General features: G+C 59.4%; 16 protein-coding genes. 3 read left to right on the forward strand and 13 right to left on the reverse strand.

Annotated features, from left to right (window positions below):
• Positions 1 to 57: 57 nt before the first annotated feature.
• The 13 genes from GAO09_RS25565 to GAO09_RS25625 form a co-directional block, all read right to left on the reverse strand.
• A complete protein-coding gene (locus GAO09_RS25565; protein ID WP_153359099.1) occupies positions 58 to 1,677 on the reverse strand; it encodes a peptidoglycan DD-metalloendopeptidase family protein in 1,620 nt (539 codons plus the stop codon).
• A gap of 156 nt (positions 1,678 to 1,833) precedes the next feature.
• Positions 1,834 to 2,475 carry a protein-L-isoaspartate(D-aspartate) O-methyltransferase gene (locus GAO09_RS25570; RefSeq protein WP_153359400.1) on the reverse strand — a complete coding sequence of 214 codons (642 nt, stop codon included), beginning with the start codon at positions 2,473 to 2,475 and terminating at the stop codon, positions 1,834 to 1,836.
• Positions 2,476 to 2,516: 41 nt separating this feature from the next.
• Positions 2,517 to 3,275: a 5'/3'-nucleotidase SurE gene (surE, locus tag GAO09_RS25575; RefSeq protein ID WP_153359402.1), complete on the reverse strand. Its 759-nt coding sequence runs from the start codon at positions 3,273 to 3,275 to the stop codon at positions 2,517 to 2,519.
• A gap of 9 nt (positions 3,276 to 3,284) precedes the next feature.
• On the reverse strand, positions 3,285 to 4,565 hold the full coding sequence (gene serS, locus GAO09_RS25580; protein ID WP_153359101.1) for a serine--tRNA ligase: 1,281 nt from the start codon (positions 4,563 to 4,565) through the stop codon (positions 3,285 to 3,287).
• Between the two features lie 100 nt (positions 4,566 to 4,665).
• Positions 4,666 to 5,493 carry a twin-arginine translocase subunit TatC gene (gene tatC, locus GAO09_RS25585; RefSeq protein ID WP_153359102.1) on the reverse strand — a complete coding sequence of 276 codons (828 nt, stop codon included), beginning with the start codon at positions 5,491 to 5,493 and terminating at the stop codon, positions 4,666 to 4,668.
• Positions 5,490 to 6,290: a Sec-independent protein translocase protein TatB gene (gene tatB, locus GAO09_RS25590; RefSeq protein ID WP_153359104.1), complete on the reverse strand. Its 801-nt coding sequence runs from the start codon at positions 6,288 to 6,290 to the stop codon at positions 5,490 to 5,492. Before tatB ends, tatC begins: the two co-directional genes overlap by 4 nt.
• 45 nt (positions 6,291 to 6,335) lie before the next feature.
• Positions 6,336 to 6,551 (reverse strand): twin-arginine translocase TatA/TatE family subunit, encoded by a 216-nt coding sequence (locus GAO09_RS25595; protein ID WP_153359106.1) that lies wholly within the window; start codon positions 6,549 to 6,551, stop codon positions 6,336 to 6,338.
• Positions 6,552 to 6,728: 177 nt separating this feature from the next.
• Positions 6,729 to 7,457, reverse strand: a complete 729-nt coding sequence (scpB, locus tag GAO09_RS25600; protein ID WP_410767683.1) for an SMC-Scp complex subunit ScpB — start codon at positions 7,455 to 7,457, stop codon at positions 6,729 to 6,731.
• 1 nt (position 7,458) lies between these two features.
• A complete protein-coding gene (locus GAO09_RS25605) occupies positions 7,459 to 8,298 on the reverse strand; it encodes a segregation and condensation protein A (protein WP_153359108.1) in 840 nt (279 codons plus the stop codon).
• 22 nt (positions 8,299 to 8,320) lie between these two features.
• Complete coding sequence (gene nagZ / locus GAO09_RS25610) at positions 8,321 to 9,337, reverse strand: beta-N-acetylhexosaminidase (RefSeq protein ID WP_153359110.1); 1,017 nt, start codon at positions 9,335 to 9,337, stop codon at positions 8,321 to 8,323.
• A 110-nt stretch (positions 9,338 to 9,447) separates the two neighbouring features.
• Positions 9,448 to 12,384 (reverse strand): SPOR domain-containing protein, encoded by a 2,937-nt coding sequence (locus tag GAO09_RS25615; protein WP_153359112.1) that lies wholly within the window; start codon positions 12,382 to 12,384, stop codon positions 9,448 to 9,450.
• 68 nt (positions 12,385 to 12,452) lie between these two features.
• Positions 12,453 to 14,210 carry an arginine--tRNA ligase gene (gene argS / locus GAO09_RS25620; RefSeq protein WP_153359114.1) on the reverse strand — a complete coding sequence of 586 codons (1,758 nt, stop codon included), beginning with the start codon at positions 14,208 to 14,210 and terminating at the stop codon, positions 12,453 to 12,455.
• A 62-nt stretch (positions 14,211 to 14,272) separates the two neighbouring features.
• The gene (locus GAO09_RS25625) at positions 14,273 to 15,490 is read right to left on the reverse strand and encodes a deoxyguanosinetriphosphate triphosphohydrolase (RefSeq protein WP_153359116.1); all 1,218 of its coding nucleotides are present in this window, start codon (positions 15,488 to 15,490) and stop codon (positions 14,273 to 14,275) included.
• A 141-nt stretch (positions 15,491 to 15,631) separates the two neighbouring features.
• Here GAO09_RS25625 and erpA point away from each other — a divergent pair, with 141 nt between their 5' ends.
• From erpA to GAO09_RS25640, 3 genes are all read left to right on the forward strand, one after another.
• Complete coding sequence (gene erpA, locus GAO09_RS25630) at positions 15,632 to 15,961, forward strand: iron-sulfur cluster insertion protein ErpA (RefSeq protein WP_410767688.1); 330 nt, start codon at positions 15,632 to 15,634, stop codon at positions 15,959 to 15,961.
• 78 nt (positions 15,962 to 16,039) lie between these two features.
• Entirely contained in the window at positions 16,040 to 16,828 is a 789-nt protein-coding gene (gene xth, locus GAO09_RS25635) for an exodeoxyribonuclease III (RefSeq protein ID WP_153359120.1), read from the forward strand.
• Positions 16,829 to 17,090: 262 nt separating this feature from the next.
• Positions 17,091 to 17,624, forward strand: coding sequence for a hypothetical protein (locus GAO09_RS25640; RefSeq protein WP_153359122.1), 534 nt, complete (start codon positions 17,091 to 17,093; stop codon positions 17,622 to 17,624).
• Positions 17,625 to 17,708 lie beyond the last annotated feature (84 nt).

A 17,708-nucleotide genomic window follows, 5' to 3' on the forward strand; every position in this document is an offset into this window, starting at 1 on the left:
GACGCAAAAAAGCCCGGCACTGCCGGGCTTTTTCGTACAACCTTGAAACGCACTACATTACTCAAGGAAAGTGACGGGGTTGACCGGGGTCGCATCCTTGCGAACCTCGAAATGGACCTGCGGACGCTTGGCATCGCCACTCATGCCGGACGCAGCAAGCGTCTGGCCGCGCTGAACCTTCTGGCCACGGCTGACATTGATGCTGCCGGCATGGCCGTAAACGGTGACCTTGCCGTCGTCATGACGCACCAGAACAGTGTTGCCGAGCTGCTTCAGACCGTTGCCGGCATAGATGACAACGCCGTTTTCAGCGGCCTTGATCGGCGTGCCTTCCGGAACCGAGATATCGATACCGTCATTGCGGCTGCCATTGACGTTGGAACCGTAACCGGCAACCACCGCGCCGTTGACCGGCCAGCGATATTTGCTGATGCCAGTGGACGCCGGCGAGATCGAAGCAACGTCCGATTTCTTCTCGACATCCGAAACGCTAGCCGATGCGGCAGGCGCCTGTTCGGCGGGCTTTGCAGACTGCTGCGGCGCAACCGATGCAGTTTCAGTCTTGGCCGGAGCCGCCGGCTTTGCAACGGCCGGCTGGGCCGGAATGGACGCGGTCTTGACCGTATCCGAACCTGCACCCGGCAGCGTCAGCGTCTGGCCGATACGGATGTTTTCCGTCGACAGATTGTTGGCTGCCTTCAGCTGGTCGATCGGCGTGCCGGTAGCACGCGAAATCTTGGCCAGCGAGTCACCCGGCTTCACCGTATAAGTGCCGCCAACCGGCTTGCCACCACCAGCGGGAGGGGTCAGCTTGCCGACTTCGCCCTGCGCCTTGTCACGCGCCATCTGTGCGCCCGGCAAAACGGCAACCTTCTGCTCCGGCTGCTGCTGCGGCATCGGCGCCTGGCCTTCGCGAGCCAGATCCGTACCGTCGGCTGCAGCCTTTGCGGCGTTGCGCGGCGTACCATAGGTCGGGATGACTGCGATCTGTCCGGCCTGGACCTTGCCGCCGTTCGCCTTCAGGATTTCCTTTTCCGGAACGCCGTAACGCTTGGAGAGCGATGCAGCGCTTTCGCCAGGGCGAACCGTCACCTTCGGCGCATTGGCCGTCGTCCAGCCGGATGTCGACTTCGTGGTATTTGTCACGACATTGTCGGAAGACGGGGCAGCGAGCGAGCGCGGCGCAAGGCCTGCATTCTGCTGACTTGCCGGCATCGGCTGTGCCATCGCCTGCTGACGGTTTGCTGGCTCAGCGCTTCCCGATGGAGCGGCCAGTTCGGACCGCTGAATGCTGCTCGGGGCAGAAGCGGCACGCGCCGGCGACATGCCGCCGCCGTAACCGCCATTGTTCTGATACCCGCTGTTACCCTGGTAACCGGCATTGTTCTGGTAGCCGCCGCTATTCTGGTAGCCACCATTGCCATGCTGATTATTGTTGGCCATCGGCGCGGACATGCCGCCGCCGTTCAGATCGCCCTGCGGGATCGGAGCCTGACCATAGGCACCACCACCCTGCCGCTGCGGGATGGAGGCTGTCGACATATTGTCCGTTTTGGAAAACAGATTATCGAAGCGCGTCGCATCAGAACTGCAGCCTGTTGCGGCGCTTGCCAGCAAGGCCAAAGCAGCAAACCGCAAGCTCGATTTTCCGACTTTGTATGAACTCTGAAAACGCATAACCCGACCTACTCGTGACGCAACCAAGTGAGATTGATTAAAGCGCGTTAGTCTTACCGTCGGGTTAAAGCTGGCGAAAACTCAGTTTATTTTTGTCAAATTGATAACCATGTCGCCTGTGTTGCAACAAAGACTCACCCCGCCGATACGGCGAAATCACAGCTGCGCGGCGATATGCGGCACGAGCGGCAGATAAGGGACGGTAAAAAGATCTTCGCGTTCGAAACGGCTGCCCGTCTTGGTCAGGCGCACCATCATGCAGGTTTCCTCATCGACCATCAGAGGTGCCATCATGGACCCGCAATGCGTCAACTGATCCGCATAAAACCGTGGCATGGTTGGGAAAGCAGCAGTCACAATAATGCGGTCGAACGTCCCCTCGCCCGGCATGCCGTTGCCGCCATCGGCCTGACGAATAACGACGCCGCGAATACCGAGCGCATCGATTCGGCCCTGAGCCTGGGTAACCAACGTCTTGTAGCGTTCGACGGACATAACCCGCTCGGCCATCCGGCCCATGACGGCCGTCATGAAACCGCTGCCTGTGCCGATTTCGAGCACGCGCTGGCCTGGCTTGACCTGAAGACGGGCAAGGATGCGAACGGCGAGATCCGCACCTTCCATGAAGGAGCCACAGTCGATCGGAATGGTGCGGCTGGAATAGGCATTGTCGGAAAACTGTGCCGGCACGAATTGCGAACGCGGCGTCTGCTCTACTGCCGTCAGAAGATCGAGATCGGAAATACCTTCGGCCCTGAGACGCAGAACGAGCGCCGCAAAACCTTCCTTCTCGACCATTCCCGGCTTCAAGCGGCTACTCCGTTACCAAACTCAGGGCTTCAGCCCAGAACCTTCGCCAACTGATCCTGCACCGAATAATCGGTCAGGTCCAGCTTCAGCGGCGTCACCGAAATACGGTTTTCACGCACGGCGTTAAGATCGGTGCCCTCGCCCGGGCGACCGGTCCGCGAAGCGAAATACAGCCAGTAATAGGGAAAACCGCGGCCATCCTTGCGCTCGTCCACGGCCAGATCGAAATCGGTCTTGCCCTGTGCGGTCACTTCGATGCCGGCAACTTCATCCGGCGCGCAAGCCGGGAAATTGACGTTGAGCAGCGTACCGGCCGGCAGTTCAGCCTGAAGCAGCTTGCGGATGACACCGACGGCATGGGCTTCAGTGGTCTCCCACGGAACGATCTTGGCACCATCCTGCTTGACATAGGCCTGGCTCAGCGCGATCGACCGCACGCCCTGCAGCGTGCCTTCCATCGCACCGGCAACCGTACCGGAATAAGTGACGTCGTCGGCAAGGTTGGCACCGACATTGACGCCGGAGAGAACCAGATCCGGCTTGCCATCCATCACTTGACGCATGCCCATGATAACGCAATCGGTCGGCGTGCCGCGCAGCGCGTAATGCCGGTCACTGATCTTGCGAAGCCGCAGTGGCTCCGACAACGTCAGAGAATGGGCAAAACCACTCTGGTCGGTTTCCGGCGCGACAATCCAGACATCGTCGGAAAGCTGGCGGGCGATCCTTTCAAGGACAGCCAGCCCTTCTGCGTGGATACCGTCGTCATTGGTCAGGAGAATGCGCATCATCAGGCCCTATGCTTTTTCAATTCGTGTGAGGCCGCCCATGTAGGGCAGCAGTGCATCCGGAATTGTGACAGAGCCGTCTTCGTTCAGGTAATTTTCCAGAACGGCGATCAGGCAGCGGCCGACAGCCGTGCCCGAGCCGTTCAGCGTGTGAACGAAACGGGTCGCCTTGTCTTCCTTGCCGCGATAACGGGCATTCATGCGACGACCCTGGAAATCACCGCAGACAGAGCAGGACGAGATTTCGCGATAGGTATTCTGACCCGGCAGCCAGACTTCCAGATCGTAGGTCTTGCGCGCGCCAAACCCCATGTCGCCGGTGCACAGCGTCATGGTGCGGAAATGCAGGCCGAGACGCTTCAGCACCTCTTCGGCGCAGGCGGTCATCCGCTCGTGTTCTTCCAGCGAGCTTTCCTGATCGGTGATTGAGACGAGCTCGCATTTCCAGAACTGGTGCTGGCGCAGCATGCCGCGTGTGTCGCGACCGGCCGAACCAGCCTCTGAGCGGAAGGACGGCGTCAGCGCAGTGAAGCGCAGCGGCAGCTTTTCCTGATCGAGAATTTCGTTCGACACGAGATTGGTCAGCGTCACTTCGGCAGTCGGGATCAACCAGCGGCCATCTGTGGTCTTGAACAGGTCTTCCGAAAACTTCGGCAACTGACCCGTACCGAACATGGCTTCGTCGCGCACCATCAGCGGCGACGACACTTCCGTGTAACCATGCTCACCGGTGTGCAGGTCGATCATGAACTGACCGAGCGCACGCTCAAGCCGCGCCAACTGGCTGGTCAGAACGGTAAAGCGCGAACCCGAAAGCTTTGCTGCACGGTCGAAATCCATGTAGCCGAGGGCTTCGCCGATTTCGAAATGTTCCTTGGCCGGATGGTTCCAGCGCGGTTTTTCGCCGACCACGCGGGCAACGACGTTACCGCCTTCATCCTCGCCGACCGGCACGTCATCGTGCGGAATGTTGGGGATACGCGACAGCATGTCGTCGAGGGCGGCGCTCACTTCGCGCTCTTCCTGCTCGGCCGCTGGCATGGTGTCCTTGATTGCCGCCACTTCAGCTTTCAGCTTTTCCGCCAGCTCCATGTTCTTCTGCGCCATGGCGGCGCCGATTTCCTTGGAAGCGGCGTTACGACGGGACTGCATGTCCTGCAGGCGAGCAATCACCGCGCGGCGCTTTTCGTCTAGCGCTACGAGGGACGCGGCCTGCGGCTCGGCGCCACGCTTGGCAAGCGCTGCGTCGAGCGCCTGCGGGTTCTCACGGATCCACTTGATATCGAGCATCGTCGTTCCACGTCATCGGTCTGGGTATCGGTATGGGCCGCGCCAGCCGGCTCGGCCGTGAGGTTGCTCCGGCCTGAGCTAAACAGTGTTCCGGAACGAATTAGGCCTTGTCCGCCTGAGAACCGTCAGAGCTTTCGCCGGATTCAGCCAATTCCTGATCCTTGCGCTTACGCTCCACGAGTCGTGCGGCATAGATGGAAATCTCGTAGAGAAGGATGGTCGGCAGTGCAAGACCGATCTGGGACAGCGGGTCCGGCGGCGTCAGCACGGCTGCGACAACAAACGCAATGACAATCGCGAACTTGCGCTTTTCACGCAGCCAGTCGCTGGTCAGAAGGCCGACGCGAGCAAGCAGCGTCGTGACCACCGGCAGCTGGAAGACGAGACCGAAAGAAACGACCAGCGTCATGATCAGGCTGAGATATTCCGAAACCTTCGGCAGAAGCGAGATCGCCACTTCGCCATCGCTCGGCGCCTGCTGCATGGCCAGGAAGAACCACATGACCATGGGCGTGAAGAAGAAATAGACGAGCGCCGCGCCCATCAGGAACAGAATCGGCGACGCGACCAGAAACGGCAGGAAAGCCGCGCGTTCGTTCTTGTACAGGCCCGGCGCCACGAACTTGTAGAGCTGCGAGGCAATGATCGGGAATGCGATCACCAACGCGCCGAACATCGCCACCTTCACCTGTGTGAAGAAAAACTCCTGCGGCGCGGTGTAGATCAGTTCGGATTTCGAAAGATCAAGGCCGGCCCAAAGCACAGCCCACTTGTAAGGCTGCACGAGAAAATTGAAGAGAGCCTTGGCAAAAAAGAAGCAGACGAGGAAAGCAGCGAAAAACGCCGCCAGCGACCAGATGAGTCGCGTGCGCAGTTCCAGCAAATGCTCCATCAACGGCTGTGGCTTATCGTCGATATCGCCGGTCATGCTTCATCCTTAGGCGCTTTCGCCTTTCTAGGCGCGCGCGGTGTCTTCATTTCAGCAATACCGACTTCAGGCTGCGCCGCCTTCTTGGCCGATGCCTTTGTCGCTGCTGCTGCTTTTGCTGGTGCGGATTTGCTTGCGGAGGCCTTCGGAGCGATAGCAACCACCTTCTTCGCAGCAGGCTTGACCTTGACCGGAGCGGAGGCACTTACGGGCGTTTCCCCCTCGGCTTTTTGGCGGGACGCACGCGGCTTGCGCACAGGAACGTCCGGAGCGGAGGAAAGCGTATCCGGCACAGTCGCACTCGCGGTCGGCTTTGCCGATGCGGAAGCCATAGGCGTCGCCACGGCAGCAGCAGGTGCAGATACTGCCGTCTGAACGGGACCGGTTGCCGTCTGCGGCGTAGACTTATCAGCCTCGTCGGCGGCTTCATCCGTCCCCTCGCCCGTCAACAGCGGATCGTCGGGTGACGTCACGCTTTCGCCAGGCTTCGGAACGGCGGTGGCCTTTTGCAGGTCTTCGCGGATCTCCTGCCCCATCTGGCGCAGAGGATTGATCGCATCACGCAGCGCATTGGCGGGGTTCAGACTTTTGGCGTCAGAGATCGTCTTACGCACATCGTCCATGTCCGCTTCACGCAGCGCCTCATCGAACTGGGTGCGGAAATCGCCGGCCATCTTGCGCAGATTGCTCGTCATTTTTCCGAACGCCCGCAACATGGGGGGCAAATCCTTCGGCCCGACCACAACGATCAAAACGATCGCTATGACCAAAAGCTCGGTCCAGCCGATATCCAACATTCACGCGGCTCCCGCCGAATCGCGTCTACGAAGAGACGCGTTCTATTATCTGGTCTTGGTCTCTTCGGCCTGGTGGTCGACGGTGCGGGCATCAACGGTCTTTTTGTCATCCGCCGGTGCGTCGTCGTCAGCCATGCCCTTCTTGAAGCTTTTGATGCCCTTGGCAACGTCACCCATCAAGTCCGGAATCTTGCCGCGACCGAAGAAGATCAGCACGATGACCAGAACGATCAACCAATGCCATACACTGAAAGTACCCATTCTCTAACTCCATGGATCGCGCGGCAACCGCGCATTAGGCCCGATGTAAGCGCATTGCCACGATTTTTCAAACACCAAATCGCCCCATACACTGCGGAAGCGGCTTCTATATGAGCAAGTCGATAACGACTACGTCATCAACAGTGCGCGAGGGCGTCTTCAAAACAGGCAAACGGGTTATTCGTCACCACCGCTTGGCGCAAGAAGACCCAGTTCCTCAAGATCGAGTTGGGTGATCGGGTCTTCATCTTCGGCCAGATCGTCGCCGAATGACGGCACCGGAATGTTGAAATTCGGCGGAATGCGCCCGGAAAGCAGCCCCGCTCCCTTAAGTTCTTCAAGTCCCGGCAGGTCACGCAATTCCTCCAGACCGAAATGATCGAGGAAACTGATCGTTGTTCCCAGCGTCACGGGCCGGCCGGGCGAGCGGCGGCGGCCACGGAAACGCACCCACCCTGCCTCCATCAAGACATCAAGCGTGCCCCTCGACGTCTGCACACCACGGATTTCCTCGATTTCGGCGCGTGTCACAGGCTGGTGATAGGCGATAATCGCCAGGACCTCCAACGCAGCGCGCGAGAGCTTTTTCACCTCAGTTTCGTCACGACGGATCATGAAGGAAAGATCGGCGGCCGTCCTGAACGCCCAGCGATCCTCGACCCGCAACAGATTGACACCGCGTCCGGCATAAAATTCTGCAAGTTGCCGCATCACGGAGCCGACATCCGTGCCGCGCGGCAGACGGTCGGCCAGATAGGCTTCGGAGACCGGCTCGGCCGACGCGAACACCAGTGCCTCGACGGTGCGCTGGACATCCAGATCGGACATGGTGAAGCGTGCGACTTCTCCCTCGCTGGCCGCATCGTCCGTTTCCAATGTCGGAGCGTCGTCTTCTACCGTCTGCACCTTAGCTCTCCTGTTCGACCGGCTTCACCGGCGCCGGCCCATTATGTCCCTGCCGCATATAGATCGGTTGGAATGCACCGTCCTGACGAATTTCCAGCTTGCCTTCCCGGACCAGCTCCAGAGAAGCGGCAAAAGCGCTTGCCGTCGCCGTCACCCGCTCTTCGGCCGGCATATATTGCAGAAGATAGTCCTGTAGCGCGGTCCAATCCGGAATTTCACCGATCATCTCGGTCAGCAATTGCCGCGCCTCAACCAGTGACCATACCTTGCGGCGCTCGATCGTCACCTGCGTGACCGCCTGCCTTTGGCGCAGGTTGGCATAGGCCGACAAAAGATCGTAGAGGCTGGCATCGAAAGCAGACTGACTGCGCTGCGGAATATGCTCGGGCGCACCACGCACAAAAATATCGCGACCAATGCGGTTGCGGTTGACCAGCATGGTCGCCTGCTCGCGCATCGCCTCCAGCCTTTTCAGGCGGAAGGCCAGGATGGTGGCCATTTCCTCGCCGCTCGGGCCATCGTCGCCGCGCACCTGTTGCGGGATCAACAGCTTGGATTTGAGATAGGCAAGCCATGCCGCCATCACCAGATAATCGGCAGCCAGTTCGATTCGCACCTTACGGGCGCTTTCGATAAACTGAAGATACTGCTCCGCCAGGGCAAGTACCGAAATCCGCTGCAGATCAACCTTTTGCGTGCGAGCAAGATGAAGAAGCAGATCAAGCGGACCTTCGAAGCCGCTGACATCGATGACAAGCGCCGGGTCGGTGACCGCCCGCTCATCGGCGTCCTGCCAGAGCTTTTCCATCGGCGTGGCGCTCTTCGATATATCCGTCGCCATGCGCCTCTCCTCTGCCCGGCGGTTACGACACCGGCATCAACGACCAGAACTCTGCCCGCACCGCCGCTTCATTGGCACTATCGGGTTTACGGAAACCGGCCTCTACCGCCTTTGCCCGCCGCAGGGCATCTGATGCCAGCAGCGGCACCTCGGCCACGACCTGTTTCATTTCCTCCATCACGCCATTGCAATGCAAGACAATATCGCAGCCTCCGGCCACAATGTTGGCGGCGCGCTCCCCAAGCGTACCCTTCAGAGCATTCATCGAACTATCGTCCGAAATCAGCAGGCCATCAAAACCGATAACGCCGCGAATGATTTCATTGATCACCGTTCGAGATGTCGTGGCAGGTCGTTCGGGATCGAGGGCAGTGAAAACGACATGGGCGCTCATCGCCATCAACTCGTCCTTCATGGCGGTGAAGGGACGAAAATCATGTGCTTCCAGATCCTCACGCGACACGGTCACCACCGGCAATTCGTGATGTGAATCCGCCATGCCACGGCCGTGACCCGGAATATGCTTCATCACCGGCAACATGCCACCGGCCTTCAGGCCTTCGGCCGCCGCCTTGCCCATTTCGGCCACCGTTTCCGGATCGAAACCATAAGCACGGTCACCGATAACGTTGCTCGCGCCTTGCACTGGAACATCGAGTACCGGCAGGCAATCCAAGGTGATGCCCAGTTTCGTCAGATCGAAGGCATGCAGACGCGACATCAGCCACGCGGCTCGCAAGCCCTTTTCCCGGTCGGCACGATAGATGTCGCCCAACACCTGCGCCGCCGGATATTTCTCGATCATCGGCGGGCGAATACGCTGCACGCGGCCACCTTCCTGATCGATCGAAACAGGCGCATCGGGTCTGCCGACCGCATCACGCATGGCGGCCACAAGATCCGTAATCTGCTGGGGTTCCTGCAGATTGCGGGCAAAAAGGATAAAGCCCCAAGGCCGTTCGTCCCTGTAAAGGGCGATTTCATCCGGTGTCAGGGCGGTCCCGGCGCAGCCGAGGATCATTGCTTTTGATTCGCTCATGACAGGATCATAAAGCCAGTCACGGGAAATGCGAGAGCGCTGGTCTTCTTGCGCGGAAAAGGAAAACGGGGCCTGTCGGCCCCGATTTTTAGTATTATCCCTTGGTCGGTTCAGCGCGCCACGAGGCAGCTGCCGCCGGCAGAACGATAGTTTTCGCAAAGCTGCACGGCCTGATCCTTGCTGCCCGCCGGTATACGGACGCGGTAGAAGGTACCCTTGCCGGCGATCTCGGCAGCCTTGATATCGACGCCACGGCCGCCGATGACATTGCCGAACTTCGACGACAGGTTCTGGTACGACTTCTGGGCCTCGGCCTGCGACGGCAGCGAGGCAACCTGAATGAAGTATCCACCCGGCCCAACCGATGCCGTCGTCTGCTGCGATGCCGCAGCCTGCTGTACATTGCCACGATCGGATACAGACGCCACCACGTTGACCGGCTGGTCAACAGGGCGCGATGCGGGAACCGGCCTTGCAGGAGCAGCAACCGGAGCGCTGGCCGTCACAACCTGTGCCGGAGCAGCAGGCGTAGCCGGGGCGCTCATGGGTGCAGGCTGGGCAGGCGCCACATGCGAGGTCTTCGGAGCAACCGTCGGCTCGGCAAGAGCCGGCTGAGCCGGCAGCTTTTGCGGAATGGCAGCCTGCTGCACAGGAGCGGCAGGAGCCGAAACTTCCTGCTCGACCAGCGTGCCATCAGGACGAACCACCATGGTACGTACCTTGCGCGGCATGACGCTGACCGGCTGCTCACCCTGCGGCGCGCCATTGGCCTGCTGCGGCAAGAGACGCGGGTCCTGCGTGTCGAGATTTTCGGCCATCGCCTCTTCCTCGCCCTGCAAAGGCAGGTTGTCGGAAGTCAGCGTGCGCTGAACAACGTCCATCGGTTCTTCATTGCTGGAAATCAGGGTTTCCTGTCGCGGCGCATCATTGGCTCCACCGGCAACACGTTCATAGACGGCCTTGTCCTGGTTCGGCACGGTCTTGCCGCCCGGATTTTCAGGCGCAACCTTGACCGGCTCCTTGTCGGCGGCAATGACCAGCGGTGCACCGCCATCTGCCTTGCCGGGGACGCCGCTTGCATAGAAGGCATAGGCGGAAAGACCACCGAGCAGAAGTACGCCGGCGATTGCGGCAGGCGCAGCCCAGCGCATTTGGCGACGTGCCACAGGCTCCGCATAACCGTCGTCCTGCTCATCGCGCGTGCGTCCGCTATCGGGAAGCGGGCTCGACAGGCTGCGACGGAAATCTTCCTCCAGCGCGCGCTCGAAATCGTCGAGGTCGGCATCATAAGCGGATTTTGCAGGTGCGACGGCAACAGGCTGAGGCGCCGCCACGGGAGCCGTGGTCGGCGTTGCCCGCGGCATCGGCTGACGCGCGTGTACATTCTGCACAGCAGCTGCACTGCCACGCGCCAGAGACGGCGCGGCCGGTGCGGATGAGTGCAGAAGGTTTGCAAGTTCCGCATCAAGGTCGATATCGAAATCCGGGTCATGCTTGGGAGCCGTAACCGGCTCTTCTGCGGGCAGTTCCGGTACCTCCACCTCAACCATGCTTTCGACCTGCTCATCGCCATCAGCGATGAGCGTCGGATCAAACTGGTCGTTATCGAACTCGGCGACCACAGGCTCATTCACGGCCGCAACAGCGATCGGAGCGACAGCAGCCGTCGGCGCATACGATGTAGCAGCCGTATAAGACGCAGCCTGCGAAACAGCCATAGCAGCAGGCTGATAGGCAGGTTCCGGCTGGCGCGTTGCTTGAGACGGCGCGGCCGGAGCTGGGTCAACTAAAACCGGGGCGACTGTTACCGGTGCCGGCTTGTCATCGACAGGCGACATCTCAGAGAAATCAAGATCCAGATCCTCAAGCGCCAGCTCGAAATCATCATCGATCAGATCGGCATCGGTAGCCGATGGCGCGGCAATGACGGCAGCCGGTTTCTGGGCGGAGAAATGATCAGCGTCATGGACGATCTCACCGAGCGGCGAAAACGACGCAGCAGGCTTCTCTGCGTTTTCGGTACGAGCGTGATCGACGGCCAAAGGCTGCGGCCGCACTGGTTCGACACGTGCTTCGGCGGAAATCGGCTTCGGCATTTCGAAAACCGGCAGATCGATCCGCGCCTGTTCGACAGGCAATGCGATCGGCTTGTTTTCAACCGGCTCAAACTCCTCGCCGGTCAATTCGCGCTCAAGGCTGCTCCAGATCGACTCATTGGATTCTGCCAGGATTGGCGCTGGGGATTCTGCCGGGATTACTTCAGGTGCCTGCCTGACCGGCTCAGCGGGCCGGCTGACAGCGATCGGTTCAACCGGCAGGGCCACTTGCGCAGGTTCGACCGGCGACGGGCGGTAGCTTTCACGCGATGGCGTGTCGACGCGCTGGAAGTTGGCGATCGGCATGCGGAATCCGGGCTTGTAGCCCTTTTCTACCGTACGCGCCAAAGGCTCGGCTGTGACCGCAACCTCGGCAACGAAAGGCGCGGGCTGCTGGACCGGTTCGATCGGCTGCAAAGGAGATTGCGCCTCCGACTGTTCAGCCGGTTCGAATTGCGCCTGAGAAGCAGGAGCAAGAGACGATTCCAGCTCGGCCACGAGGTCCGCATGTGAGAACGGAGGCTTCTGATGGATCGGCATAGCCGGAGCGCCGGCGGCCAGATCAAACGGAAGATGCTGCAGCGGCGGAGCAGGCTCGACCGACTGCGGATATGATGGCTGCTCGAAGGACGGCTCAGCACGCTCGACAGGCACCGGGCGCGGAGCATCCATGAACGGCACCTCCACCGGCTGGCGTGCCTGGACAGGTGCACCGACAGCGCCGATATCATTGGCGGGATCGAGGCGCGGAGCGTCGTAACGCTCGAATTCGCGCATCAACTCGTCTTCGAGATTAAACTCGGGTTCACGGCGCGGTGCCGCAGCCTGCGCCGATGGTCGTGCCGACCTGTCTTCGTAACCAACGATACGGGCGAGTTCCGCCAACGGATCGTTTTCCGCAAAGATGTCCGGACCATCGTGCCGGCCGAGTGCAAGGTTGTTGTCTGCCATTCCCTCGTCCACTTACCTACGCGTAACAATTGCATATGCCAGCGCAATATGGGGAAATGGTGGCAATTCTACCGCATTTCTACCGGAGCGTCAGTGCCCGCAATGGCGAGCCCTGACTTCAACACGGAAGCAACGGCATGCACCAACCCAAGTCTGGCTATACTCGATTCTCTATTTTTGTCGTTAATAAATCGTAAGTCCACGTTCTGATTGCCTTTGGCCCAGTGTCCGTGGAAGGCGCTGGCAAGGTCATATAGATAGAAAACAACGCGATGCGGCTCCTGCGCCTGCGCTGCCGCTTCGATGATCCGCGGGTATTCCGACAGCTTGGCGACCAGCTGCAACTCGTTCGGATCGGTAATTCCGGCCACCGAATCAGCAAGATTGAGCGAATCGATATCAAGATCCGGGAACGCCTCGCGCGCCTGCCGGAAGACGGACATGCAGCGGGCATGCGCATACTGCACGTAGAAGACCGGGTTGTCCTTCGACTGTTCCGTCACCTTGGCGAAGTCGAAATCGAGCGGTTCGGAGTTCTTGCGATAGAGCATCATGAAGCGGACGCTGTCGGAACCGACTTCATCGACCACTTCACGCAAGGTCACGAAGTTGCCGGACCGCTTCGACATCTTCACCGGCTCGCCGTCACGCAGAAGGGAGACCAACTGGCAAAGCAGGACCGTGAGCTTCGACCTGCCTTCCGAGACGGCACGCGCCACGGCTTCCAGCCGCTTCACGTAACCTCCATGGTCGGCGCCAAGCACATAGATCATCTCTTCGAAACCGCGATCGAACTTGTCCTTGAAATAGGCAACGTCGGCAGCGAAATAGGTATAGCTACCGTCAGACTTAATGAGCGGACGATCGATATCGTCACCCACTTCAGTCGAACGGAACAGCGTTTGTTCACGATCTTCCCATTCTTCCGGCAACTGCCCCTTCGGCGGCGGCAACGCGCCACGATAGACATGACCCTTGAAGGTCAGGTCGTTGATCGCCGTGCGGATCTTCTGGGCGCCGTCGGCATGCAAGGTGCGTTCGGAAAAAAAGACGTCATGATGTACATTGAGAGCGGCGAGATCCTCGCGAATCAAGGCCATCATCGCATCAATCGCCCTGTTCTTGACGATCGGCAACCAGTCTTCCTGCGGCATGTTGTGAAGGCGCGTGCCGTATTCCTTGGCCAGCTCCTGACCGACCGGCACAAGGTAGTCGCCGCCATATGAGTCTTCGGGCCATTCCCCGATGGTTTCGCCAAGCGCCTCGCGGTAACGCAAAAATACAGACTTCGCCAACTTGTCGATCTGACCGCCGGCGTCGTTGATGTAATATTCCTTGGTGACGTCGTAACCGGCAAAGCCCATCAGGTTGGCAAGAGCGTCACCAACGACAGCGCCGCGGCAATGGCCGACATGCATCGGGCCGGTAGGGTTGGCGGAAACGAATTCGACATTGACCTTTTTGGCGCCGCCGATCGTCGAGCGACCGTAATCGGTACCATCAGAGATCATCACGGCGAGCACGCGCTGCCAGTAGCCGGTCGAAAGGCGGATATTGATGAAACCGGGACCGGCCACCGACACTTCGCTCACGTCGGCATCCGAACGCATCGCTTCGGCGATCAGATCAGCCAGTGCCCGTGGATTGGTGCCGAGCGGCTTTGCCAGCACCATCGCGGCATTGGTCGCGACATCGCCATGGCTCTGGTCTCGTGGCGGCTCGATGGTGATGCGGCCGAAATCGAGCTCGGCGCGCTTTTCCTTCACGATATCCAGAGTTTCCAGGGCGGCTTTGATCCGCAGGTCGAAATCGGCAAAAAGGTTCATCGTCTACAATCCGCGCGGCAGGCAAATGCACCCCCGCGATAAAGGTTCATGTGGCGGGGTGCCTAACGCAATTCGGGGGTGCGGTCAAACAAACGCTGGTGCGCTTTCACCGCATAAGTATCGGTCATGCCGGCCAGATAGTCGCCTACGTGGCGTGCCCTTGCTGCCTCGCTGAGATCGGGCATGTGACTGACCCAGTAATGGCTCTGCATCTCCTGCGGCGCGGCCATATAAGCCCGGAAAAGATCGCAGACGATATCGGCCGCACCGGCGCGGATGCGCATGATATCCGGGTGTCGATAGATGCGACTGAACAGCAGCTTCTTGATCTGCCGGTCCGTCTCCGCCATCTCTGTGGAAAAGGTCGCCATGGCGAGATCGGCACCACGAATATCGGCGGCGCTTTGAGGTTTTAGCGTGCCCAGCCGCTCCTGCGCGACACTGATCACGTCCTCGACCATATGGGTAATCTGCCGCCGCATGATCTCGTGGGCGAAACGGCTCGGCTCGAGCGTCGGATAACGATCGTGGACCTCGCGCATCATGGAGGCCAAAAACGGAACCTCCTCCAACATATCGAGCGTCAGGAAACCGGAACGCAAGCCATCGTCGATATCATGGGTGTTGTAGGCGATATCATCGGCAATCGCCGCCACCTGCGCCTCAAGGCTGGCGAAGCTTGCCAGTTCCAGATCGTGGATTTCGCAATAGTCGAGGATCGGCTGCGGCACCGGGCCTTTGATGCCCTCTCCCGCTTTCGTCATCATCGGACCATTGTGCTTGACCAGACCTTCGAGGCTCTCCCATGTCAGGTTCAAGCCGTCGAAATCGGCATAGCGGCGCTCCAATTTCGTGACAATGCGCAGCGACTGGGCATTGTGATCGAAGCCACCATAGGGTTTCAGCATCTCGTCGAGCGCGTCCTCGCCGGTGTGACCGAATGGCGTATGGCCAAAATCGTGGACAAGAGCCACGCCTTCCGCCAAATCCTCATCAATCTTCATGGCACGCGCCAGGGCACGGGCAATCTGCGCCACCTCGATCGTATGTGTCAGGCGTGTACGATAATGATCACCGTCGACACCGATGAACACCTGCGTCTTATGTTTCAGGCGGCGAAATGCCGTTGTGTGGACGATGCGGTCACGGTCACGCTGAAATTCCGATCGTGTCAGGCTTCCCGCTTCGGGAAACAGGCGGCCGCGCGAGGTCCATGGATCGGCGGCAAAAATCGCCCTTTCCCCGCTTCCAAAACCCAGACTGCGTGTATCGATCGTCATTCAAAAGCCTTCCAACACGGTACGAAGCATTGACGCGCCATTTAACCCTTCATACCTATAGAGCAACAAGGCTATAATGCCGATGACGATAATCTCGCCGGACCTTTACTCCGGAAGGAGCCAGAAATGACCACTACCGCCATGACAAGCGATGTCACCCTTTCAGACGCGGCTGCCAAGCGCATTGCCCAGATTGTCGGCGCCGATGCCGGCAAGCAGGCACTGCGCGTATCCGTCGAAGGCGGTGGCTGTTCCGGCTTTTCCTACAAGTTCGATCTGGTGGAAGACCAGCAGGACGACGACGTCGTGATCGCCAAGGGCGATGCCAAGGTTCTCGTCGACAGCATGTCTCTCGTCTACATGGCCGGTTCGGAAATCGATTTTGTCGACAACCTGCTCGGCCAGTCTTTTCAGATCAAGAATCCGAATGCTGTCGCAAGCTGTGGATGCGGCACGAGTTTTGCCATCTGAGACGGTTCCGAAAGTCTTTTCCCTTCCAATGCGCGGGCCTTGCGATAAAAAGGCCCGAACGGAAGGGATATCTGGCCCATGAAAATCGCGACTTGGAACATCAACGGCGTCAAGGCACGTATCGACAACCTGCGCGCATGGCTGACCGAATCGGCGCCAGATATCGCCTGCCTTCAGGAAATCAAATCCATAGACGAAGGTTTTCCGCGTCTGGAAATCGAGGCGCTCGGCTATCATGTCGAAACCCATGGCCAGAAGGGTTTTAACGGCGTCGCCATCCTGTCAAAGACCAAACCCGACGAAGTAATCCGTGGCCTGCCGGGCGACGACAACGACGAGCAGTCGCGTTACATTGAGGCCGTCTTTTCCGTTCCGAGCGGCGCTATCCGCGTCGCATCAATTTACCTGCCGAACGGCAATCCAGCCGACGATCCGGTCAAATACCCCTACAAGCTCGCCTGGATGGAGCGATTGCGCCTGCATGCCGCCAACCTGCTTCTGCTGGAAGAACCGCTGATTCTTGCCGGTGATTACAACGTCATTCCCGAACCGCATGATTGCTTCGATCCGGCCGTCTGGGCCACCGACGCGCTTTTCCTGCCGCAGACACGCGCTGCCTTCCGCCGTCTGGAGGCACTCGGCCTCACCGACGCCGTGCGTGCTACGACCGACGCGACGAAACTCTACACATTCTGGGATTATCAGGCCGGTGCCTGGCAGAAGAACAACGGCATTCGCATCGACCACCTGCTTCTGTCGCCAGAGGCCATCGACAGGCTGAAATCGACCTCGATCGAGAAGTCTACGCGCGCCTGGGAAAAGCCGTCCGACCACGTGCCGGTATCAGGCGAATTCGATTTCGCCTAAGTTTCGATATGCGGAGGCACCATGCGCTTCTACCGCCCGAAATTCCAACTCGCAGCTTTGCAGCCTCCACAGGATCGCCTCGTCTCTAAGCTTGGCGGCAGCCCGTGGGGCTTTCCACAGTCACGGTGGTCGACATGCAACGATTGCGGCCACCCGATGAGCATGGTGGCGCAAGTCGAACACGCACCTCCGATGATCGATATCGGCGTCTCTGGCAGTGTGCTGCATCTCTTCTACTGCGCCAACCTGCTCTGCATGAGTTATGGCAATCCAAGCTCTTGCAACGCGGTCACTCACCTGCCAGGAAATAGGAACGGGATTAACCGAACAACCGCTGAACGAGGACGGCGAGCGGGTCGTCAACGACGAGGTATGGATTTCTGGTTGGGATACCCATGACGACATCGTAACGGCAGAGCAAATCCCCTCATTCTATGACGAGCAGATTTATACGCGCCTTCCTGAAGATACGGCTCATCCTTGCGACGTTGATCTTGCCTGGCATACGAAAGCCGGCGGCGTTCCATACTGGACCGGTCATGGCGTGACGCTCGACCGGGCCTATACGCCCTGCCCGCCTTTCGAGCTTTTGCTGCAATTCCACGAAACGGTCTATCTCGAAGGTGAGGTTGCGATCGAGGAATTGGCAGATACATCAATCAACCTCTACCAACACGACAACTTCGGGCAGGTCTCCTACTGCGTCAATTTCGCCAATCTGGGAACCGGTACGGGATTTGTCTTCATCGACCGCACAGCTAATCCTCCTCTGGTGAGATGGCACTGGAGTCCGTGACTTTCACAAACATCTCCAAAAGCATCAAAGTATGTTCTCACAACGAAAATTGGGGCCCAAAGGCCCCATTCTCGTCTTCATGCC

It is taken from the genome of Endobacterium cereale (assembly GCF_009617585.1).
Taxonomy (GTDB): domain Bacteria; phylum Pseudomonadota; class Alphaproteobacteria; order Rhizobiales; family Rhizobiaceae; genus Neorhizobium; species Neorhizobium cereale.